General features: G+C 68.6%; 17 protein-coding genes. 14 read left to right on the top strand and 3 right to left on the bottom strand.

Annotated elements, in window-relative coordinates:
* The first annotated feature begins 81 nt into the window (after window positions 1-81).
* The 10 genes from AL072_RS17610 to AL072_RS17565 all read left to right on the top strand — a co-directional run bounded on the left by AL072_RS17610 (window position 82) and on the right by AL072_RS17565 (window position 10,813).
* Window positions 82-1,587 (top strand): sugar ABC transporter ATP-binding protein, encoded by a 1,506-nt coding sequence (locus tag AL072_RS17610; protein WP_045582980.1) that lies wholly within the window; start codon window positions 82-84, stop codon window positions 1,585-1,587.
* Window positions 1,547-2,578, top strand: a complete 1,032-nt coding sequence (locus AL072_RS17605) for an ABC transporter permease (RefSeq protein WP_045582981.1) — start codon at window positions 1,547-1,549, stop codon at window positions 2,576-2,578. Before AL072_RS17610 ends, AL072_RS17605 begins: the two co-directional genes overlap by 41 nt.
* Before the next feature lie 24 nt (window positions 2,579-2,602).
* Window positions 2,603-3,598 (top strand): substrate-binding domain-containing protein, encoded by a 996-nt coding sequence (locus tag AL072_RS17600; protein ID WP_144428276.1) that lies wholly within the window; start codon window positions 2,603-2,605, stop codon window positions 3,596-3,598.
* A 161-nt stretch (window positions 3,599-3,759) separates the two neighbouring features.
* Window positions 3,760-4,815: a sugar phosphate isomerase/epimerase family protein gene (locus AL072_RS17595; protein WP_045582982.1), complete on the top strand. Its 1,056-nt coding sequence runs from the start codon at window positions 3,760-3,762 to the stop codon at window positions 4,813-4,815.
* Window positions 4,816-4,829: 14 nt separating this feature from the next.
* Window positions 4,830-6,014, top strand: a complete 1,185-nt coding sequence (locus AL072_RS17590) for a Gfo/Idh/MocA family protein (RefSeq protein WP_144428275.1) — start codon at window positions 4,830-4,832, stop codon at window positions 6,012-6,014.
* A gap of 205 nt (window positions 6,015-6,219) precedes the next feature.
* Window positions 6,220-7,215, top strand: a complete 996-nt coding sequence (locus AL072_RS17585) for an alpha/beta fold hydrolase (protein ID WP_082109031.1) — start codon at window positions 6,220-6,222, stop codon at window positions 7,213-7,215.
* Window positions 7,216-7,368: 153 nt separating this feature from the next.
* On the top strand, window positions 7,369-8,055 hold the full coding sequence (locus AL072_RS17580) for a hydrolase (protein ID WP_045582984.1): 687 nt from the start codon (window positions 7,369-7,371) through the stop codon (window positions 8,053-8,055).
* Between the two features lie 84 nt (window positions 8,056-8,139).
* Window positions 8,140-8,409, top strand: a complete 270-nt coding sequence (locus AL072_RS17575; RefSeq protein ID WP_245636833.1) for a XapX domain-containing protein — start codon at window positions 8,140-8,142, stop codon at window positions 8,407-8,409.
* A 68-nt stretch (window positions 8,410-8,477) separates the two neighbouring features.
* Window positions 8,478-10,355, top strand: coding sequence for an amidohydrolase (locus tag AL072_RS17570; RefSeq protein ID WP_045582986.1), 1,878 nt, complete (start codon window positions 8,478-8,480; stop codon window positions 10,353-10,355).
* A gap of 20 nt (window positions 10,356-10,375) precedes the next feature.
* Entirely contained in the window at window positions 10,376-10,813 is a 438-nt protein-coding gene (locus tag AL072_RS17565) for a DoxX family protein (RefSeq protein ID WP_045582987.1), read from the top strand.
* A gap of 133 nt (window positions 10,814-10,946) precedes the next feature.
* On the opposite strand, the gene ptsP is transcribed toward AL072_RS17565, so the two are convergent.
* On the bottom strand, window positions 10,947-13,514 hold the full coding sequence (gene ptsP / locus AL072_RS17560) for a phosphoenolpyruvate--protein phosphotransferase (protein WP_045582988.1): 2,568 nt from the start codon (window positions 13,512-13,514) through the stop codon (window positions 10,947-10,949).
* A 346-nt stretch (window positions 13,515-13,860) separates the two neighbouring features.
* Between ptsP and ptsG the strand changes: the two genes are divergently transcribed.
* Both ptsG and nagA read left to right on the top strand, forming a co-directional pair.
* Window positions 13,861-15,666 (top strand): PTS glucose transporter subunit IIBC, encoded by a 1,806-nt coding sequence (gene ptsG / locus AL072_RS17555; protein WP_045582989.1) that lies wholly within the window; start codon window positions 13,861-13,863, stop codon window positions 15,664-15,666.
* A 119-nt stretch (window positions 15,667-15,785) separates the two neighbouring features.
* The gene (nagA, locus tag AL072_RS17550) at window positions 15,786-16,955 is read left to right on the top strand and encodes an N-acetylglucosamine-6-phosphate deacetylase (RefSeq protein ID WP_045582990.1); all 1,170 of its coding nucleotides are present in this window, start codon (window positions 15,786-15,788) and stop codon (window positions 16,953-16,955) included.
* Between the two features lie 22 nt (window positions 16,956-16,977).
* Here the strand turns inward: nagA and AL072_RS17545 are convergent, their stop codons facing one another.
* Window positions 16,978-17,658 carry an HAD-IA family hydrolase gene (locus AL072_RS17545; protein ID WP_045582991.1) on the bottom strand — a complete coding sequence of 227 codons (681 nt, stop codon included), beginning with the start codon at window positions 17,656-17,658 and terminating at the stop codon, window positions 16,978-16,980.
* Window positions 17,659-17,766: 108 nt separating this feature from the next.
* Window positions 17,767-18,501 carry a GntR family transcriptional regulator gene (locus tag AL072_RS17540; RefSeq protein ID WP_052710096.1) on the bottom strand — a complete coding sequence of 245 codons (735 nt, stop codon included), beginning with the start codon at window positions 18,499-18,501 and terminating at the stop codon, window positions 17,767-17,769.
* Window positions 18,502-18,788: 287 nt separating this feature from the next.
* Between AL072_RS17540 and AL072_RS17535 the strand changes: the two genes are divergently transcribed.
* On the top strand, window positions 18,789-19,865 hold the full coding sequence (locus AL072_RS17535; RefSeq protein ID WP_245636832.1) for an ABC transporter ATP-binding protein: 1,077 nt from the start codon (window positions 18,789-18,791) through the stop codon (window positions 19,863-19,865).
* A gap of 70 nt (window positions 19,866-19,935) precedes the next feature.
* Window positions 19,936-21,240, top strand: coding sequence for an ABC transporter substrate-binding protein (locus AL072_RS17530; protein ID WP_045582992.1), 1,305 nt, complete (start codon window positions 19,936-19,938; stop codon window positions 21,238-21,240).
* The last annotated feature ends 106 nt before the right edge of the window (window positions 21,241-21,346 follow it).

Raw genomic sequence — 21,346 nt, 5'->3', positions numbered from 1 at the left:
GAGAAACGTCATGGACGGTGTGTTTCACGCGTCCGCCGCAGGGTTGGGGCCGGCGGGGCGGCCGCTTCGGGAAGCGGCGCCATGAGCCTGCATGTCGCCTTCGACGGCATCATCAAGGAATTCGGCGCCGTGCGTGTGCTGCACGGCGTCAGCTTCGAGCTGCATCCGGGCCGGGTGCATGGGCTGCTGGGCGAGAACGGCGCCGGCAAATCGACGCTGATGAAGATCCTCGGCGGCTATCACGCGCCGACCGCCGGCACGCTGCGCATCGACGGCGAGGCGGTGCGCTTCAAGAGCTCGCGCGAGGCGGAAGCGCGTGGGATCGTGCTGATCCACCAGGAACTGAGCCTCGCCGATGATCTGACCGTCACCCAGAACATGTTCCTCGGCCACGAGATCAGGCGCGGCTGGCTGCTGGACGAGCGCGCGATGCGCGAACGGGCCGCCCAGGCGCTGCGGCAGGTCGGTTTCGACGGCGATCCCGACACCAAGGTCCGCGAGCTGATCGTCGCCGAGAAGCAGCTGGTCGAGATCGCCAAGGCGCAGCTGCGCAACGCCCGCCTGCTGATCATGGACGAGCCGACCGCCAGCCTGACGCCGGCCGAATGCGACCGGCTGTTCGGCCTGATCGGACGGCTCAAGCAGGACGGCGTGACCATCGTCTACATCTCGCATAAGCTGGACGAGGTGGAGCGCATCACCGACGAGGTGATCGTGATGCGCGACGGCCGCTTCGTCGCCCGCGCCCCCACGTCCGAGACGCCGCGCCAGCGCATGGCGACGCTGATGGTCGGCCGCGAGCTGACCGACATGTTCCCGGACAAGCGCATCGTGTCCACCACCGGCCAACCGCTGATGGCGGTGCGCGGCCTGACCGTGCCCGGCTGGGCCGAGGATGTCGGCTTCGAGCTGCATCCCGGCGAGATCCTGGGCTTCGCCGGGCTGGTCGGCGCCGGCCGCACCGAGCTGTTCGAGGGTATCCTGGGCCTGCGCCCGCGCAGTTCCGGCACCGTCGAGATCGAGGGCAGGCCGGTGCGGCTGCGCAATCCGCGCGAGGCGATGCGCAGCGGCCTGACCTATCTCAGCGAGGACCGCAAGGGCAAGGGCCTGCATGTCGGCATGAGCCTGCGCGACAACCTGACCCTGATGACGCTGCGCCACCATGCCCATCCGCTGCTGTCGCCGGCCTCGGAGGACAAGGCGCTGGAGCATGCGGTGGCCTCCTTCGGCATCCGCGGCGACCCCGGGGGCATCGCGTCGTCGCTGTCCGGCGGCAACCAGCAGAAGCTGGCGATCGCCAAGTTCCTGGAGCCGAGCCCTAGCGTCTTCGTGCTGGACGAGCCGACCCGCGGCGTCGATGTCGGCGCCAAGCGGGACATCTATTTCCTGATCGCGCGGCTGGCTGCCGAAGGGCGCGGCGTGATCGTGATCTCGTCGGAGCTGATCGAACTGATCGGGCTCTGCCACCGGGTGATCGTGATGCGCGGACGCCGGGTGACCGCGACCGTGCCCGCCGACCGGCTCAGCGAAGAGGAGTTGATTGCCCATGCCATCGGGACCGACATCGGCACCCACACCCGTCACTGAGGCCAAGCCGGAGCGCGCGGCGCCGCGCAAACCCGCAAGGCGTTTCGACCCGCACCGTTTCGGGCCGGTCATCGGGCTCGCGCTGCTGCTGATCGTCGGCACGGCGCTGAACCCCGATTTCGCGACCTGGGACAACCTGATGAACGTGCTGACCCGCACGGCCTTCATCGGGATCATCTCCATCGGCATGTGCTTCGTCATCATCTCCGGCGGGATCGACCTGTCGGTCGGGTCGATGGCGGCGCTGATCGCCGGCGGCATGATCCTGCTGATGAATGCGCTGGCGGGAGCGGTCGGTTCGCCGCTCGCGGTGGTGGCGCTGGGCATGCTGTTCGCGGTGGCGCTGGGCGGCGGCTTCGGCATGGCGCACGGCTATCTCATCACCCGCGGGCGGATCGAACCCTTCATCGTCACGCTGGGCACGCTCGGCATCTTCCGCGCCGTGCTGACCTGGCTGGCCGACGGCGGCGCCATCACGCTGGACAACGACCTGTCGGAGGTCTACGGCCCGGTCTATTACGGCAGCCTGCTCGGCATCCCGGTCCCGGTCTGGGTGTTCCTGGCGGTCGCGGTCGCCGGGGCGGTGCTGCTGAACCGGACGGCCTTCGGCCGCTATGTCCAGGCCATCGGCTCCAACGAACAGGTGGCGCGCTTCGCCGCCGTCGACGTCGACCGGGTGAAGCTGCTGACCTACGGGTTGCTGGGGGCCTGCGTCGGCATCGCCACGGTGCTGTATGTGCCGCGGCTGGGCTCCGCCTCCCCCACCACCGGCCTCTTGTGGGAGTTGGAGGCGATCGCCGCGGTGATCGTCGGCGGCACCTCCTTCAAGGGGGGCGAGGGGCGGATCGCCGGCACGGTGATCGGTGCCGTGCTGCTGTCGGTCATCGCCAACATCCTGAACCTGACCAGCATCATCAGCGTGTACCTGAACGCGGCGGTGCAGGGCTGCGTCATCATCGCCGTCGCCTTCCTGCAGCGTCGGCGCACGTAAACAAACAAAAGGAGGAGAAACGTCATGTCGGAAGTTGTGCGTTACACCCGCCGTTCCGTTTTGGGCCGTGTCGTGCTGGGCACGGGCTTGGCGATGGCGGCGACGGTCAGCCTCGGCGGCGTCGCCCTGGCGGCGGAAACGGTGAAGCTGGGCGTCAGCATCCCGGCCGCCACCCATGGCTTCACCGGCGGAATCGTCTGGTGGGCCAACCAGGCGAAGGCGGAGCTGGAGAAGGCCCATCCCACCCTGAAGATCACGGTCAAGACCGCCGGCGGCGCGCCGGAGCAGGCCAACCAGCTCCAGGATCTGGTGACGGTGACCAAGATCGACTCGCTGGTCATCTTCCCCTTCGAATCCGCGGCGCTGACCCAGCCGGTGCTGCAGGCCAAGAAGAAGGGCGTCTATGTCACCGTGGTCGACCGCGGCCTGACCGATCCCAGCGCGCAGGACGCCTACATCGCCGGCGACAACACCGCCTTCGGCCGCATCCCGGCCGAATACATCGCCAAGAAATACAACGGCAAGGCCAACATCGTGGCCCTGCGCGGCATCCCGACCACGCTCGACAACGAGCGCTGGGAGGCCTTCACCGCGGTGACGAAGCAGCATCCCGACATCAAGATCCTGGATGCCAAATACGCCAACTGGAACCGCGACGACGCCTTCAAGGTGACGCAGGACTTCCTGACCCGTTTCAAGGACATCGACGTCATCTGGGCGGCGGACGACGACATGGCCTTCGGCGTGCTGAAGGCGATCGAGCAGGCCAAGCGCACCGACATCAAGGAGGTGTTCGGCGGCGCCGGGTCGAAGACGATGGTGAAGACCATCCTCGACGGCTCCAACCCGCTCATCCGGGCCGACGTGTCCTATTCGCCGAAATTCATCTACGACGCCATCAAGATGACGGCCGAAGCCCGGCTGAAGGGCGACAAGCTGCCGGCGACCTACATCATCCCGTCGTCGCTGATCACCAAGGAGAACGCCAAGGAGTTCCACTTCCCGGATTCGCCGTACTGAGCCCTGGCGAAGTCAGACCCCCACCTATCCTCCCCCGCTGGGCGGGGGAGGGACTGCCGCCACTGTCCCGAACAAGCACCAGTTCCCTCCCCCGCCCAGCGGGGGAGGGTTAGGGTGGGGGACGGTGGCCGGCACGTCCCGACAACCGGGGAGCCAAACCCATGAAGACCATCAAAGGCCCTGCGATCTTTCTCGCCCAGTTCGCGGGCGACGCCGCCCCGTTCAACTCGCTGGATGCCATCGCCCGCTGGGCGGCCGGCCTGGGCTTCAAGGGCGTGCAGATCCCGAGTTGGGACCGCCGCCTGTTCGACCTGGAAAAGGCCGCGACCAGCCGGACCTATTGCGACGAGGTCAGGGGCACGCTTGCCGATGCCGGCGTCGAACTGACCGAGCTGTCGACCCACCTGCAAGGCCAGCTGGTCGCCGCCCACCCCGCCTACGACGCCCTCTATGACGGCTTCGCCCCGGCGGAGGTCCATGGCCGCCCCGACGCGCGGCAGGCCTGGGCGGTCGAGCAGCTGTACCTTGCGGCCAAGGCTTCTGCCAACCTCGGCCTGACGGCGCACGCGACCTTCTCCGGCGCGCTGGCCTGGCCCTACCTTTATCCCTGGCCGCAGCGCCCGCCGGGACTGATCGAGACCGCGTTCGACGAGCTGGCACGGCGCTGGCGCCCGATCCTCGATGCCTTCGACGAGGCCGGCTGCGACCTCTGCTACGAGATCCATCCCGGCGAGGACCTGTTCGACGGCACGACCTTCCAGATGTTCCTCGACCGGGTCGGCGGGCACAAGCGCTGCAACATCCTGTACGACCCCAGCCACTTCGTGCTGCAGCAGCTGGACTATCTCGGCTACATCGACGTCTTCCACGACCGCATCCGCATGTTCCACGTCAAGGATGCGGAGTTCAACCCGAGCCCCTGGCAGGGCGTCTATTCCGGCTATGCGCCGTGGAAGGACCGGGCCGGGCGCTTCCGCTCGCTGGGAGACGGGCAGGTCGATTTCCGCGGCATTTTCTCCAGGCTGACCCAATACGGCTTCGACGGCTGGGCGGTGCTGGAGTGGGAGTGCTGCATCAAGCATCCGGAGCAGGGGGCCGCCGAGGGCGCCCGCTTCATTCAGGACCACATCATTCGCGTCACCGACCGCGCCTTCGACGATTTCGCCGATGCCGGGACCGACGAGGCGGCCAACCGCCGGATCCTCGGTTTGGCGTGACGGAAAGGGGCATCATGAGTCCGGATCAAACACCTGCGTCGTCCAGACGCCTGCGGCTGGGCATGGTCGGCGGCGGGCAGGGGGCCTTCATCGGCGCCGTCCACCGCATCGCCGCGCGGATCGACGACCGTTACGAGCTGGTCGCCGGCGCCCTGTCCTCCGACCCGGAGCGGGCGCGGGCCAGCGGCGCGGAGCTGTTCCTGGCGCCGGACCGCTGCTACGACGATTTCCGCGCTATGGCGGCGGCGGAGGCGGCGCGGCCCGACGGCATCGACGCGGTATCGATCGTCACGCCGAACCACCTGCATTTCCCGGCGGCCAAGGCATTTCTCGAAGCCGGCATCCACGTCATCTGCGACAAGCCGCTGGTCCACACCGTGGAAGAGGCGGAGGAGCTGGCGGCGCTGGTGCAGCGGCGCGATCTCGTCTTCGTGCTGACCCACAATTACAGCGGCTACCCTATGGTCCGGCAGGCCCGCGCCATGGTGGCTTCGGGTGCGCTCGGCCGGTTGAGAGTGGTCCAGGTCGAATATGCGCAGGACTGGCTGGCGACCGATGTGGAATCCGGCGGCCAGAAACAGGCGGCATGGCGCACCGATCCGGCACGGAGCGGTGCCGCCGGCTGCGTCGGCGACATCGGCACCCATGCCTTCCATCTGGCCGAATTCGTGTCGGGGCTGCGCTGCACCGCGCTTGCCGCCGACCTGACCGCCTTCGTGCCGGGCCGGCGGCTGGACGACAACGCCCACATCATGATGCGTTTCGACGGCGGCGCGCGCGGCATGCTGTGGGCGAGCCAGGTCAGCCCCGGCACGACCAACGGCCTGCGCCTGCGAATCTTCGGCGAGGCGGGCGGGCTGGAGTGGCAGCAGGAACAGCCCAACGAGCTGCGCTTCACCCCGCTGGGCGAGCCGTCGCGCACCCTGCTGCGCGCCGGGGCGGGCAGCCTGCCTGCGGCGAGCGCCATCTCGCGCACCCCGGCCGGCCATCCGGAAGGCTATCTGGAGGGTTTCGCCCAGATCTACCGCGACGCCGCCGACCGCATCGTCGCCCGGCTTGAAAGTCGCCCGGCGCCCGATGCCGTTCCCTTGCCGACGGTGGAGGATGGGGTGCGCGGCGTGCGCTTCATCCATGCCGCGGTGGAGTCCAGCCGCGGCGATGCCGCCTGGGTGACGGTGCCGGCCGCTGCGGCGCCGTAAACAGCCCATCCCATTTGCTGAAGACCGGTTGCCGGCCCTCTTCCGAGGGGGCCGGCTTTTTGCGTTCCGGACGGCGGGATGCGCAGAACCGGCAAAAGCGGTTCCGAAGAGGCAATCCCCCCTTCGGTCTTTTTCTTACCCTGCGTTCATCGAAAGACACCCCGCGCCGGCCCCTCCGACCGGCGCGGCACCCGACGGATTTTGCATGACCATCCAGGATTTCCATCCGTCGCGCCGGACGGTCCTTTCCGGCAGCGCCGCCCTTGCAGTTGCCGGCGGTGGTCTGCTGGGCACGCTCGCTGGCTCCGCCGCCGCGGCAGGAACGAAGACTGACTCCAACGACCCGACCAAAGGAACCAGACCCATGCTCCAGGGCAGCTACGTCACCACAAAGGACGGTGTGCAGATCCACGTCAAGCAATGGGGTCCGCAGACGGGCCAGCCGGTCGTCTTCAGCCATGGCTGGCCGCTCACCGCCGATGCCTTCGAAGACCAGATGATGTTCCTGGCCCAGCATGGCTACCGCGCCATCGCCCATGACCGCCGCGGCCATGGCCGGTCGTCGCAGCCGGGATTCGGCAACGACCTGGACCATTATGCCGACGATCTGGCCGCCGTCACCGAGGCGCTTGACCTGAAGAACGCCGTTCATGTCGGCCATTCCACCGGCGGCGGCGAGGTCGCGCGCTACATCGGCCGCCATGGCGTGTCGCGCGTCGCCAAGGCGGCGCTGATCGGCGCCATCACGCCGATCATGGTGAAGACCGACTGGAACCCGGACGGCGTGCCGCTGGAGGTGTTCGACGGCATCCGCGCCAGCGTGAAGGCCGACCGGTCCCAGTTCTTCAAGGATCTGACCATCCCCTTCTACGGCTACAACCGTCCCGGCGCCAAGGTGTCGCAGGGCGTCATCGACAGCTTCTGGCTGCAGGGGATGATGGGCGGTCTGCTGGCCGAGTACGAGTGCGTCAAGGCCTTCTCCGAGACCGACCAGCGCGAAGACCTGAAGAAGATGATCGTGCCGACGCTGGTCCTGCACGGCGACGACGATCAGATCGTCCCGCTCGCCACCACCGGCAAGGCCGCCGCCGCCCTGCTGCCGAAGGGCACGCTGAAGGTCGTCGCCGGCGCTCCGCATGGTCTCTGCACCACGCACAAGGACATCGTGAACGAGGAACTGCTTGCCTTCATCCGGGCCTGACCCGCTGGCGGCACACTGTATCTATATACGCAACAATCATGTTCTGATTTGCGGAATTGTCCCGTCAAGCCACCGGTGCGACAGTCCTGTCAGACGGCGCCGACGACATGACGGCCGCTCCCTTCCTTCAGAACCCACGCACAGGAAACGACCATGACCTTCCATGCCAAGTCGCTCATCAACGCCGACGACACCGTCTTCCTCTTTATCGACCATCAGCCGCAGATGTCGTTCGGTGTGGTCAGCATCGATCGCCAGCAGCTGAAGAACAACACCATCGCGCTGGCCAAGACCGCCAAGCTGTTCGGTGCGACCACCATCCTGACCGCGGTGGAGACCGAGAGCTTCTCCGGCTACATCTGGCCGGAACTGATGGACGTCCTGAAGCAGGATCCGATCGAGCGCACCTCGATGAACAGCTGGGATTCGGAAGACCTGGTGGCCGCCATCAAGGCGACCGGCAAGAAGAAGCTGGTCATCGCCGCCTTGTGGACCGAAGCCTGCCTGCTGTTCCCGACGCTGTGCGCCATCGAGGAGGGCTTCGAGGTCTACATCGTCACCGACGCGTCGGGCGGCACCTCGCAGGAATCGCATGACGCCGCCGTCCGCCGCATGGAGCAGGCCGGCGCCCATTCGATGACCTCTGTCACCGTTCTGCTGGAACTGCAGCGCGATTGGGCCAAGCGCGGCACCTACAACGGCGTCATGGACATCGTGCGCGAGCATTTCGGCGCCTACGGCATGGGCGTCGACTACGCCTACACCATGGTCCACAAGGCGCCGCAGCGCGGTGAGTTCCCGCACAAGGTGATCGGCGCCGCCAGCCACGAGCACGCCTGATCGTAAATCCGGCGCCCGGCCCGTGCCGGGCGCCGGTTTCCCTGTCCAGCCATAAGCCCATTTGCCCAGGAGTCCGGAACCGTGATGCCCTATCTTCTCTCGGCCGGCGCCGGCATCCTGGTCGGCGTCATCTATGCCCTGATCGGTGTCCGCTCGCCGGCGCCGCCGACCATCGCCCTGATCGGGCTGCTCGGCATGCTGGTCGGCGAACAGGTCGTGCCGGTCGTCAAGCGGCTGATCGCCGGTGAGCCGGTCGTCGCCTTCATCCAGACCGATTGCGCCCGCCATGTGCTGGGTCCGCAGGCCGGCGCCGAAGCCCCGCCCGACGCTGCGGCCAAGGGCGAGAAGGTATGATCCCGGCGGCTTCCCCGCTCGCCGCCCCGCTGCCGTCCACCCTCGCGCCACGAACCGGAAAAGCCGCCATGCCCGAAGCCACCGCCGCCGACGTGATCCTCGTCAATGCCAAGGTCACCACGCTGGACCGCGCCAACCCGCAGGCCGCCGCCGTCGCCATCCGCGACGGACGCTTCCTCGCCGTGGGCACCGAAAGCGAGGTGCGGGCCGCCGCCGATCCGAACGCGCAGGTCATCGACGCCAAGGGCCGGCGGGTCATTCCCGGCCTGATCGACAGCCACATGCACATCATCCGCGGTGGCTTGAACTACAACATGGAACTGCGCTGGGACGGCGTGCCCAGCCTCGCCGACGCCATGGCGATGCTGAAGCGGCAAGCCGCCATCACCCCGCCGCCGCAATGGGTCCGCGTCGTCGGCGGCTTCACCGAGCACCAGTTCGCCGAAAAGCGCCTGCCGACCATCGAGGAACTCAACGCCGCCGCCCCCGATACGCCGGTCTTCATCCTGCACCTCTACGACCGCGCCCTGCTGAACGCGGCGGCGCTGCGTGCCGTCGGCTACACCAAGGATACGCCCAACCCGCCGGGCGGCGAGATCGTGCGCGACGCGGCCGGCACCCCGACCGGGCTGCTGCTGGCCCAGCCCAACGCGACCATCCTCTATTCGACGCTGGCCAAGGGGCCGAAGCTGCCGCCCGAGTACCAGCTGAACTCGACCCGCCATTTCATGCGCGAGATGAACCGGCTCGGCGTGACCGGGGTGATCGATGCCGGCGGCGGCTTCCAGAACTATCCCGACGACTACGCCATCGTCGAGAAGCTGCATGCCGACGGCGACCTGACCCTGCGCATCAGCTACAACCTGTTCACCCAGAAGCCGAAGGAGGAGCTGGCCGATTTCGCCGGCTGGGCCTCCAAGGTGAAGCCGGGCGACGGCGACGACAGCTACCGCCACAACGGCGCCGGCGAGATGCTGGTCTATTCGGCCGCCGACTTCGAGGATTTCCGCGTCGCCCGCCCCGACATGCCGCCCACCATGGAGGGCGACCTGGAGCCGGTGATCCGGCTGCTGGCCGAGAACCGCTGGCCCTGGCGGCTGCACGCAACCTACGACCAGACCATCGACCGCGCGCTCGACGTCTTCGAGAAGGTCAACCGCGACGTCCCGTTCGACGGGCTGCACTGGTTCTTCGATCATGCCGAGACGATCAGCGACCGCAACATCGACCGCATCGCCGCGCTCGGCGGCGGCATCGCCGTTCAGCATCGCATGGCCTATCAGGGCGAGTATTTCGTCGAGCGCTACGGCACCAAGGCGGCCGAGCGCACGCCGCCCATCGCGAAGATGATGGCGGCCGGCCTGCCGGTCGGCGCCGGGACCGATGCGACCCGTGTCGCCAGCTACAACCCCTGGGTCTCGCTGTCCTGGCTGGTGACCGGCAAGACGGTGGGCGGGCTCGGCCTCTATCCCCGCGCCAACCTGATGGACCGCGAGACCGCGCTCAGGCTGTGGACGGAGGCCAATACCTGGTTCTCCAACGAGCAGGGCAAGAAGGGCCAGATCAAGGCCGGCCAGCTTGCCGACCTCGCCGTGCTGTCCGACGACTATTTCTCGGTTTCCGAGGACCGGATCGCCCATCTCGGCTCGGTCCTGACCATGCTGGGCGGCAAGGTGGTGCATGGCGAGGGCGATTACGGCCCGCTGGCGCCGGACCTGCCGAAGCCGATGCCCGACTGGTCCCCGGTGCGGAGTTTCGGCGGCTATTACAAGGCGGCCGAGAACAGCGCGGGCGACCAGCGCCGGGCGCTGGCGTCGGCCTGCGGCTGCGCCACCGGCTGCGGCGTCCACGGCCACGACCATGCCGCGGCCTATGCCGCCGACGTCCCGGCCGCCGACGTGCAGTCCTTCTGGGGTGCGCTCGGCTGCGGCTGCTGGGCGGTTTGAGAGTTGGGAGGGCCAGTACCATGACCTTGCGCGATCTCGAACGGCCGGCAGAGGGACTGCTGGATCGTATCCTCGATTGGGACGGGACCTGGCTGCTGGCCCGTCTGGCGCTGGTCGGCGCCTATCTGCTCGGCGGGCTGGTCAAGCTCGCCGACTGGCCGGGGGCGGTGGCGGAGCAGGCTCATTTCGGGATGCACCCGCCCGAGCTGTGGGCGGCGCTGACCATAGCGGTGGAACTGGTGGGGCCGCTGCTGATCCTGCTGGACCGCGCGCTGTGGCTGGGGGCCGGGGCGCTCGGCGTGTTCACCGTGCTGGCGGCGCTGGTCGCCAACGATTTCTGGACCATGGCCGGCCAGGAGCGTTTCATGGCGACCAACGCCTTCTTCGAACATCTTGGGCTGGTCGGCGGCTTCGTGCTCGCCGCGATGCTGTCGCGGATGCGCCGCCGGGCGCGGTAGCTGGGCCTGCGTGGCTGACCCGTTTCTTGCCATCTCCGGAAGGCTCCGACCACAGGTCGGAGCCTTCCGGATTCAGGTGCCGGGCGGCCCCGGTGACATGCCGTTGCGCCTTGCTCGGGAAAAAGTCTTTGCCTCAGATCACCGGCCATGCCTCCGCCACCAGCCGCCGCACCTCGTCCGCGCTGTCGGTGGCGAGCGCCGCCTCGGCGACGCGGCGGCAGTCCTCCAGGCGCAGGCCGCGGATCTGCGCCTTCAGGTCGGCGATCACCGCCGGGGTCGCCGAGAGCTCGGTCACGCCCAGCCCGATCAGCAGCGGCGCCGCCATCGGGTCGGAGGCGGCGCCGCCGCACACCGCCACCGTCCGGCCATGGACGGCGGCCCCGGTCACCGCCTGACGGATCAGCCGCAGCACGCCCGGATGCAGCGCGTCGAGCTGGGCCGCCACATACGGGTTGCCGCGGTCCATCGCCAGCACATACTGGGTCAGGTCATTGGTGCCGATCGACAGGAAGTCGGCCACCGCGCCGATGCGGTCGGCTATCAGCGCCGCAGCCGGCACCTCGATCATCGCACCGAGTTCGATCGGCTCCGCCCGGCGGAGCGCCGCCCGCTCCTCGTCCACCATCGTCCGCACCGCCTGGAGTTCGGACGGCGAGGCGATCATCGGCACCATGATCCGGCAGACACCCACCGGCTTTACCCGCAGGACGGCGCGGATCTGCGCACGCAGCAGCTCCGGCTCGCGCAGGCCCACCCGGACGCCGCGCAGGCCCAGCACCGGGTTCTCCTCCTTGGGCAGCGGCAGATAGGGCAGGGGCTTGTCGCCGCCGACGTCCAGCGTGCGGATGACCACCGGCCGGCCTTCCAGCGCGTCGGCGATCTGCTGGTACTGGCGGTACTGTTCGTCCTCGCTGGGCGCGGACTGGCGCTCCAGGAACAGGAACTCGGTGCGCAGCAGGCCGCAGCCCTCCGCTCCCTCGATCACCGCGCCGGGGGCGTCGCTGACCCGGCCCAGATTGGCGAAGATCTCGATCCGGGTGCCGTCGGCCATGCGGCAGTCCTCGCCGGCCAGCCGGCGGTTCTCCTCGCGCCGGACGGCACGGGCGGCCACCGCCGTCCGGGTCGCCGCCAGCATATCCTCCGGCGGGGAGACATGCAGTTCGCCGCGGTTGCCGTCGATCACCACGGGGGCGCCGTCGGGCACCCGCTCCGCCTGCCGGCCAAGCGCCACCACGGTCGGCACGCCCAATGCCGCCGCCAGGATGACGGCATGCGAGGTCGGGCCGCCATGCGCCATGCCGATGCCGGCCAGCCGCCCGGCGGGGACGCCCGCCAGCTCCGACGGTAGGATCTCGTCGGCCAGCACGATGCTGCCGGCCGGCAGGTCGGCCAGCCCGACGTTCGGCGCCTTGCCGGACAGCGCGGCCAGAACCTGCCGTTCCAGGTCGCGCAGGTCGGCGGCGCGCTCGGCCATCCGTGGGTCGGCAAGCGCGGCCAGCGCATCGGCCTGAAGCTGCGCCGTGCGCTGCCATGCCCAGTCCGCGCTCTTGCCCGTGGCGATGTCGGCCAGGGCGCCGTCCAGTAGTTCCGGATCGTCCAGCAACTCGCGGTGGGCCTGGAAGATGGCGGCATGCTCCGGCATCCGGCGGGCCGACTCGGCCAGACCGGCGGTCACCGTTTCCAGCGCCCGGCGCAGCCGTGGTTCCTCCACCGCCGGGCCTTCGCCCTCCTCCGCCACCCGCATCCTGCTGCTGAAGCGGCGGACGACGGTGCCGACCGCCTGTCCCGGAACGGCGATGGTGCCCTTCAACAGCACCTCCTCGCCCTCGGCGAAGGGCGGTCCGGCCTCCTCCTCCGCGGCGGGCGGCATCGGAGCGGGCACTGGTGCGGCCACTGGTGCGGCTGCTCCGGCCGGTGGCTCGGCGCCCATCTCAGTCAGCGGGTCGCCGAGACCGCTGTCGATCAGACCGGCGATGGTCTCGACCACGCCCTCCGCACCGGCACCGCCGGCCCGCACGGTCAGCCGGTCGCCCAGTGTGGTGCCGAGTCCCATCAGGGCGACGACGCTCTTGGCATTGGCACTGCGGTCGCGGCACAGGATGGTGACGGCTCCGGGATGGGCCTTGGCGGCGGCGACCAGTGCCGCCGCTGGCCGCGCATGCAGGCCGTGGGCGATGCGCAGGATCACCGAGCGTTCGGCGGTCCCGCCGGAGGCCGCCGCGACGGGAGCGGCCGCAGCCTCCGATCCGCCATGCACGGTCATCGCCGTCTCGCCCGCCGCGATCTCGCGGTTTACGGTGCGGCCGTCGATGGTGAAGCCGTCATTGACCACCACCATCATGCTGACGAGGCTCTGCGCCCGGCTGCCGACCAGATCCATGTCGAAGCCGATCAGCAGGTCGCCGGTCTTCACCGGTTGCCCATCCCGGACATGGGCGGTGAAGCCCTCGCCGTTCAGTCCGACGGTGTCGATGCCCAGATGCAGCAGCACCTCCGCCCCGCCGGTGGCGCGTACCGTGCAGGCGTGGCGCGCGCGATGGATCGACAGCACGACGCCGTCGCAGGGGCTGCGCAATTCGTTCACGGTCGGGTCGATTGCCATGCCGGCGCCGACCAGCCCCTGGGCGAAGGCTGGATCGGGCACCTCTTCCAGCGGCATGGCCCATCCGGCCAGCGGTGCGGCAAGCGTGATCGCGGTCATGAGTGTGGTCCTCTTTCGTGACGCTTCGACCCTGGCGGGCGCTTTCACAGCGGAACGGCAGCCATAGTGTCACAGCTCCCGCGTCATGGCGTATGTGCGCAGACGCCGCATGGCATCGGGCACAAGCCCGGATATAGATTGTCGCAAGCACCTGTCCGGAAAAGGCGGGAACCTGCGGCCAATCCGCACCCCGGGCCTAATATCTCCCGGCGCATCCGGGATAAGCCGCAAGCCTTGCCGTTCCGGCTTTGCCGCTTATGTCCTGAAACCTATCCTTGGTGTCGGTTGTATACTCGTCAACCGGGGGCTTTGGTTCCGCCGCCGGAAAAATCGCCGGAGATCCACCATGGCATTGAATCCTTTCGCGTTTTTGCAGAAGATCGGCAAATCGCTGATGTTGCCGGTGGCGGTGCTTCCCGTCGCCGGCCTGTTGCTCGGCATCGGCGCGGCGAATTTCGAATGGATGCCGCCGCTCCTGTCGATGCTGATGAAGAATTCCGGCGACGTCATCTTCGGGAACCTGCCGCTGATCTTCGCCATCGGCGTGGCGCTCGGCTATACCGAGAATGACGGCGTGTCGGCCATTGCCGCCACCATCGGTTATGTCGTGATGCTGGCGACGCTGGGTGTGATGGCCGGGGTCTGGGGCATGGAGCCCAAGACCGTCATGGGCATCAAGGCGATGGAAACCGGCGTCTTCGGCGGCATCCTGGCCGGCGGTCTGGCCGCGGCGATGTTCAACCGCTTCTACAAGATCGAACTTCCAGCCTACCTCGGCTTCTTCGCCGGCAAGCGCTTCGTGCCCATCATCACCGCCCTGGCCGCCATCGTGCTGGGTGTGGTGCTGTCGGTGATCTGGCCGCCGATCCAGGGCGGCATCGACAGCTTCTCGCACTGGGCGGCGGTGAACGACCCGAGGCTGGCGGCGACCATCTACGGCTTCGTCGAGCGCCTGCTGATCCCCTTCGGCCTGCATCACATCTGGAACGTGCCCTTCTTCTTCGAGATCGGGTCCTTCCAAAACGCCGCCGGCCAAGTGGTCCACGGCGACATCAACCGCTATTTCGCAGGCGACCCGACGGCCGGCATCCTGTCCGGTGCCTTCCTGTTCAAGATGTTCGGCCTGCCGGCTGCCGCGATCGCCATGTGGCACGCCGCCAAGCCTGAGAACCGGGTGCGGGTCGGCGGCATCATGATCTCCGCCGCGCTGACCTCCTTCCTGACCGGCATCACCGAGCCGATCGAGTTCTCCTTCCTGTTCCTTGCGCCGGTGCTCTACCTGATCCATGCGGTGCTGGCGGCGACCTCGCAGTTCATCATGAACTCGTTGGGCGCCCATATGGGCTTCACCTTCTCCCAGGGCGGAATCGACTTCGTGCTGTTCAACGTGCTCAGCCCCTATTCGCAGAAATGGTGGCTGGTGCTGATCCTGGGGCCGGTCTATGCGGCGATCTATTATGTCGTGTTCCGCTACACCATCCAGGCGCTGAATTTGAAGACCCCCGGGCGCGAGGATATGAGCGACGAGGCCGCGGATACCGCGACCGGCAGTGCCGTCGGCAGCGGGCGGGCGCGCAACCTGGTGCTGGCCTTCGGCGGGCGGGGCAATATCGCCAACCTCGACGCCTGCATCACCCGCCTGCGCGTGGTGGTGCGCGACCCGGCCCGCGTCGACGAGGCCAAGCTGCGCGGCATGGGCGCGTCCGGCGTGCTGCGGGTGCGCGACAGCGTGCAGGCGGTGTTCGGCACCCTTTCCGAGAATTTGAAGACCGAGATGCAGGAGTATCTGCACTCCACCAGCGCCGATGCCGACGATGCGCCCGCCCCCCAGCCTGTCCTCCAGCCCGCTGCGCTACCGGCGGCAGCCAAGGCCGAGGCGGCTCCGCTCCCGGTCGAGCGTGCCGCCCGCATCGCCGAGGCGCTGGGCGGGGCCGGCAACATCAAGACCCTTGCCGCCTTCGCCACCACGCGCTTGCGGGTGGAACTGGCCGACTCCGGCAAGGCGAATGCCGAGGCGTTGAAGCGGGCCGGCGTCCGCGCGGTGATGGGGTTGGGGGCCGGCGGCCTCGACCTGATCGTCGGCAACGATGCCGAAGCGCTGGCCGGCGCGCTGACCGGCCTGCTGCCCGGCGGACGGCGAGCGGCGGAATAGGGCGGGCACCGTCCGGCGGCGTTGCGGGGGGCCAGCGGTTGGGTCTAAGAACTGCCACAGCCCCCCCGGTCTGCTTCAGGCCGGCGGCCCACCCTTGTCCAAGCGACGAAGACCGCCCGATGCGACAGTTCCTGACCGGTGCCCGGATTTTCACCGGCGAGACCATCCTCGACGGCCATGGCCTGCTGGTCGGGGATGGCCGGATCCTCGACATCGTGGCGCCCGGCCGCAGCCCGCCGGCGGCGGACCGCAGCGTGGCGCTGGATCCCGGCGATCTGCTGGCCCCAGGCTTCCTCGACATCCAGGTGAATGGCGGTGGCGGAATTCTGTTCAATGGACAGCCGACCGCCGATGCCGCGCTCGCCATCGTCGCGGCACACCGGCGGTTCGGCACCACCGGATTGCTACCGACCGTCATCACCGACACCCCCGATTGCCACCGCGCCGCCGCCGAGGCCGCGGTGGACGCCGTGGCCCGGCCGGGTGGCGGCGTGCTGGGCATCCATTTCGAAGGCCCCTTCATCAGCCCGCAGCGGGCGGGCGCCCACGACCCGCGCTTCGTCCGTACTCCCGACGACGCGGATCTGGACTTCCTCTGCGGCCTGCCGGCGCGGATGCAGGGCGGGCGGGTGCTGCTGACCCTGGCGCCGGAATGCGTGGAGGATGCGGCGCTGTCGCGATTGATGGCGGCCGGCGTGATCCTGTCGGTCGGCCATACCATGGCCAACGCCGAGCGGGTGGTGCGGGCCTTCGACCTCGGTGTGCGCGGCGTCACCCACCTCTTCAATGCCATGCCCGGGATCGCCAACCGCCAGCCCGGCCCGGCCGGCGCGGCGCTCGCCGACGGGCGGCCCTGGTGCGGGCTGATCGTGGACGGGCACCATGTCCATCCGCTGATGATGCGTGCTGCGCTGGCCGCCCGGCCGCGCGGCCGGATGATGCTGGTGACCGACGCCATGCCGCCGACCGGCACCGATGCCTCGAGTTTCGAGCTGAACGGCCGGACCATTCACCGCCGCGACGGCCGGCTGGTGCTGGCCGACGGCACGCTGGCCGGTGCCGACCTCGACATGGCGGCGGCGGTGCGCAACGCCGGCAGTCTGATCGGCCTGCCGCTGGAAGAATGCCTGCGCATGGCTTCCCTCTACCCGGCGGAATTCCTGGGCATGGCCGGAGAGCGCGGCAGAATCGCGCCGGGCTGGCGTGCTGATCTGGTGCTGCTGCGCCCGGACCTGACTGTTCGCGGGACCTGGGTGGATGGCGGCTGGCGGGCGGCGGACGCCGGATGACCGGGACGGTCCGCCGTCTCGATCAGCCCCCGGATGCCCCGCCCAACGCCGTGATTTCCAACCCGTCCTCATCGACCCGCACCCGCACCGCGGCCAGATCGGGCAGGCACAGGTTCCCTGCAAGCTCGTCAGGCCGCAGCGTTGTGGTCAGCGCGATCACCCAGGCGCCGGCGGCATGTCCCGCCTCCAGGCCCGGCGGGGCGTCCTCGAACACCAGCGTCTCGCCCGGCTCGAAACCCAGCGTCACGGCGGCGTTGCGATAGCCCTCGGGATCGGGTTTCCCGTGGCTGACGTCGTCGGCGCCGATCAACAGATCGGGCAGGGGCAGGCCGGCCTGCCGGATGCGTGTTTCCGCCATTCCGTGCGGGGCGGAGGTCACCACCGCCCAGCGGTTCCGCGGCAGAGCCGCCAGCAGTTCCCGTGCGCCGGGCACGGCGACGACGCCATCGGCGTCGTTGATGTAGCGGTCCTCGACCAGCCGCACCTGTTCCTCGATGTCGAGGCCGGCGGGGGCGAAGCGGCGGACGGTCTCGATGGTGCGGCGGCCATGGGCGACGGCGAGGATGGCGTCGGGATCGATGCCGTGATGGGCGGCCCAGGCACGCCACGCCCGTTCGACCGGGCCCTTGGTGTCGATCAGGGTGCCGTCCATGTCGAACAGGATGGCCCGGACGCGGAACGGGGTATCGGAAGCGGGCTTCATCGGATGCCTTCGTCGGTGGATTCCAGCGAATTATTGCGGCCACTGTAGAGGGCCGGGCTTTTACCTGGAACCCCCGACGGCGCATCCCTGTCCAGTGGCCTGTCCACGTCAGGCCGGTTCGTCGGCGAAGATCGCCCTCAGGTCGATGCGCATGTCGGGTTTCGCGTCCAAATCCAACTGGCGTTCGACCTCGTCGAGATGCTCGATCATCAGCGCCAGCGCCTCGCCCGGTGCGTTGCCGACCAGGGCCGCGATCAGCCGGCGGTGATCCTCCGCCGAGCAGGTGTGCGACGATCGCCGTTCGAACGCCGCGATGGCAAGGCTGGACCGGTCGATCAGGTCGGTCAGGATACCGGTCAGCGTCGCGTTGCCGGCGAATTCCGCCAACAGCAGGTGGAACTGGCCGGACAGCCGGATCATCGCCTTGCGGTCGGCCGCCCGTTCCGCCGCATCCTCCAGCGCGCCATGGTCGCGCAGCCTTTCCAGCATCTCCGGCGGCAGCGGGCGGGGCATCCGCTCCAGCCGCTCCATGATCGCGCGCTCGATCACCCGACGGGCCTCGAACACCTCGCGCGCTTCCCGAGGCGTCGGCTTGGCGACGAAGGCGCCGCGGTTGGGGATCAGCGTCACCACCCGGCGCTGCGCCAGCAGAAGCAGCACCTTGCGCACCCGCTCTCGGCTGACGCCGAAGGCTTCGGCCAGGCTTTCCTCGGTCAGCTTGGTACCGGGCGGCAGCCGGCGGTCGGCGATGGCCTCGCCGATGCTGCGGACGATGCGGGCTTCGGCGCTGCTGCGCCCGCTGGAGGGGCGGCGGGCCGGCTTGGCGGGGGCGGCGAGGGTCATTGCTGCAATCGGTTCGGCTGGAAGGCGGCGGGATGCCGATCCGGAATTGTGCACAAAATGGGCCAGCGGTGGAACTGCAATCGACCGATGGCAGCTCCGCCGGCAACACCGGCCGTCTCCTCGCAAGACTGCCTAAGAACGCATCACTACGCCGAAACTCTGATCATCTTGTGATCTGTTGGCCGGCAGATGGACGGAAAACCGCCATGAATTCGCTGGCACGCGACATGCAGAAAGCGAAGCGGTCACAAAAGACCGGCCAGATTGTGCACAATATTGGAGGGACCATGACGGCGGGATCGACCATCGCGCACGCGGCCGGCAGCGGATCGACTGCCAGCGGACCGACGGGAGCCGGATCGCCGGTCGAGCTGGTGAAGCTGCGCAAGGCCTACGGCACGACCGTGGCGGTGGACGGCATCGACCTGCGGATCGCCGCCGGCTCCTACTGCTGCCTGCTGGGGCCGAGCGGCTGTGGCAAGACCTCGACCCTGCGGATGATCGCCGGGCACGAGGACATCACCGACGGCGACCTGCTGATCGGCGACAATGTGGTCAACGGCGACCCGCCGGCCAGGCGCGGCACCGCGATGATGTTCCAGAGCTACGCCCTGTTTCCGCATCTGGACTGCACTGACAACGTCGCCTTCAGCCTGAAGATGAAGGGCGTGGCGAAGGAGGAGCGCCGCCGCCGGGCGGGCGAGATGCTCGACCTCGTCGACATGGCCAAATATGCCGGCCGGCTGCCGTCGCAGCTGTCGGGCGGCCAGCAGCAGCGCGTGGCGCTGGCCCGCGCGCTGATCACCCGGCCGGGCGTGCTGCTGCTGGACGAACCGCTGTCGGCGCTCGACCCCTTCCTGCGCGTGCGCATGCGCGAGGAGCTGAAGCGCCTGCACCGCGACATCGGCATCACCTTCATCCACGTCACCCACAGCCAGACCGAGGCGATGGCGCTGGCCGACCTCGCGGTGGTGATGAACCAGGGCCGGATCGAGCAGGCCGGCCTGCCGCGCGAGCTGTTCAACCGTCCGCGCACCGCCTTCGTCGCCCGCTTCATCGGCGGACACAACGTCATCGAGGCGGGAGCGGCGGGTGGACCGGCGGGCGGTTCCGGCCGCTGCGCCGTGCGCACCGACCGCATCCTGCTGGGCGGCGCCGACCTGCGCACCGAGATCCAGGTGGAGGGCACGGTGCGGGCGCTGGAGTATCACGGCGCTTCCGTCCATCTCAGCCTCGACATTCCCGGCGCCGACGATTTCGCCGTCGTGCTGGACGAGGCCCGCTATTTCGACGCGCCCGTCTCCGTCGGCGACCGCGTGCGCGCCGGCTGGAGCAGCCGGGACATCCATGCGCTGGCGTCCTGACCCCCTTTCAACCGCCTGTCACAAAACGCCTTTCAAAAAAATACCTGACGAACAGACTGGAGGCTCACCTATGACCGACACCCGTTCCGGTTCGAAATCCGTTCCCGGCGTCAGCCGCCGCACCCTGCTGAAGGGCACCGCCGCCGTGGCGGGCGCCGCCGTCGGCTCCGGCGCGATCACCGGCTTTCCGACCATCTGGGCGCAGAACATCAAGAACGTCACGCTGCGCCAGTTCGGCACCGGCGTGTCGAACCTGAACGCCGTCGCCGACAAGGTGAAGGAGGATCTGGGCTTCACGCTGCAGATGACCGCGCTCGATTCCGACGCGGTGACCCAGCGCGCGGTGACCCAGCCGAAATCCTACGACATCGCCGACATCGAATACTGGATCTGCAAGAAGGTCTTCCCGGCCGGTGTCATGCAGCCGATGGAGGTCAGGAAGATCAAGAATTTCGACAAGATCGTCCCGATCTTCGTCACCGGCAAGCTGACGCCGGACAGCGCCATCGCCCAGGGCACCGCCCCCCACACCGTCGGATTCGTCGAGGGCAAGGACAGCACCAAGTTCGCCAAGTCGCCCAGCGACTGGATGACGCTGATCCCGACCATCTACAACGCCGACACGCTGGGCATCCGCCCCGATCTGGTCGGCCGTCCGATCTCCAGCTGGAAGGATCTGCTCGACCCGGCCTTCAAGGGCAAGGCGTCGCTGCTGAACATCCCGTCGATCGGCATCATGGACGCCGCCATGGTCTGCGAGGCGATGGGCGAGGTCAAGTATGGCGACAAGGGCAACATGACCAAGGAGGAGATCGACAAGACCCTCAAGATCATGACCGACGCCAAGAAATCCGGCCAGTTCCGCGCCTTCTGGAAGACCTTCGACGAGAGCGTCAACCTGATGTCGTCGGGTGAGGTCATCATCCAGTCGATGTGGTCGCCCGCCGTCGCCGCGGTGCGCGCCAAGGGCATCCAGTGCGTCTACCAGCCGCTGAAGGAGGGTTATCGCGCCTGGGGCGGCGGGCTCGGCATCGCCAAGCATCTGAGCGGGCTGGAGCTGGAGGCCGCCTACGAATACATCAACTGGTACCTGTCGGGCTGGGTCGGCGCCTACCTGAACCGCCAGGGCTATTATTCGGCCGTGCTCGACACAGCCAAGCAGCACATGTCGCCGGAGGAATGGGCGTTCTGGATGGAGGGCCAGCCGGCCAAGACCGACATCCTCAGCCCGGAGGGCAAGGTGATGGAGAAGGCCGGCGCCGTGCGCGACGGCGGCTCCTTCGCCGACCGCATGGGCCGCGTCGCCTGTTGGAACGCGGTGATGGACGAGGACCGCTACATGGTCCGCAAGTGGAACGAGTTCATCGCGGCGTAATCGTCGGCTTCGATGCCCCCTCCCTAACCCTCCCCCGCTGGGCGGGGGAGGGAACTCCGCCGCAGCGTATTAACTCCCTCCCTTGCGAAGCGGGGGAGGGAAGGGG

The organism is Azospirillum thiophilum, from assembly GCF_001305595.1.
GTDB lineage: Bacteria > Pseudomonadota > Alphaproteobacteria > Azospirillales > Azospirillaceae > Azospirillum > Azospirillum thiophilum.
The sequence above is the reverse complement of the archived record's forward strand: the minus strand, read 5'-3'. Positions and strand labels throughout refer to the sequence as shown.

What these genes read in the sequence shown, in the direction of transcription:
- AL072_RS17590 (WP_144428275.1), top strand. Translation starts at nt 4,830, where the DNA reads ATGAGTCCGGATCAAACACCTGCGTCGTCCAGACGCCTGCGGCTGGGC.
- AL072_RS17575 (WP_245636833.1), top strand. Translation starts at nt 8,140, where the DNA reads ATGCCCTATCTTCTCTCGGCCGGCGCCGGCATCCTGGTCGGCGTCATC.
- AL072_RS17535 (WP_245636832.1), top strand. Translation starts at nt 18,789, where the DNA reads ATGACGGCGGGATCGACCATCGCGCACGCGGCCGGCAGCGGATCGACT.
- AL072_RS17580 (WP_045582984.1), top strand. Translation starts at nt 7,369, where the DNA reads ATGACCTTCCATGCCAAGTCGCTCATCAACGCCGACGACACCGTCTTC.
- AL072_RS17605 (WP_045582981.1), top strand. Translation starts at nt 1,547, where the DNA reads ATGCCATCGGGACCGACATCGGCACCCACACCCGTCACTGAGGCCAAG.
- AL072_RS17570 (WP_045582986.1), top strand. Translation starts at nt 8,478, where the DNA reads ATGCCCGAAGCCACCGCCGCCGACGTGATCCTCGTCAATGCCAAGGTC.
- AL072_RS17545 (WP_045582991.1), bottom strand. Translation starts at nt 17,658, where the DNA reads ATGAAGCCCGCTTCCGATACCCCGTTCCGCGTCCGGGCCATCCTGTTC.
- AL072_RS17565 (WP_045582987.1), top strand. Translation starts at nt 10,376, where the DNA reads ATGACCTTGCGCGATCTCGAACGGCCGGCAGAGGGACTGCTGGATCGT.
- AL072_RS17610 (WP_045582980.1), top strand. Translation starts at nt 82, where the DNA reads ATGAGCCTGCATGTCGCCTTCGACGGCATCATCAAGGAATTCGGCGCC.
- AL072_RS17540 (WP_052710096.1), bottom strand. Translation starts at nt 18,501, where the DNA reads ATGACCCTCGCCGCCCCCGCCAAGCCGGCCCGCCGCCCCTCCAGCGGG.
- AL072_RS17600 (WP_144428276.1), top strand. Translation starts at nt 2,603, where the DNA reads ATGTCGGAAGTTGTGCGTTACACCCGCCGTTCCGTTTTGGGCCGTGTC.
- AL072_RS17530 (WP_045582992.1), top strand. Translation starts at nt 19,936, where the DNA reads ATGACCGACACCCGTTCCGGTTCGAAATCCGTTCCCGGCGTCAGCCGC.
- ptsG (WP_045582989.1), top strand. Translation starts at nt 13,861, where the DNA reads ATGGCATTGAATCCTTTCGCGTTTTTGCAGAAGATCGGCAAATCGCTG.
- ptsP (WP_045582988.1), bottom strand. Translation starts at nt 13,514, where the DNA reads ATGACCGCGATCACGCTTGCCGCACCGCTGGCCGGATGGGCCATGCCG.
- AL072_RS17585 (WP_082109031.1), top strand. Translation starts at nt 6,220, where the DNA reads ATGACCATCCAGGATTTCCATCCGTCGCGCCGGACGGTCCTTTCCGGC.
- AL072_RS17595 (WP_045582982.1), top strand. Translation starts at nt 3,760, where the DNA reads ATGAAGACCATCAAAGGCCCTGCGATCTTTCTCGCCCAGTTCGCGGGC.
- nagA (WP_045582990.1), top strand. Translation starts at nt 15,786, where the DNA reads ATGCGACAGTTCCTGACCGGTGCCCGGATTTTCACCGGCGAGACCATC.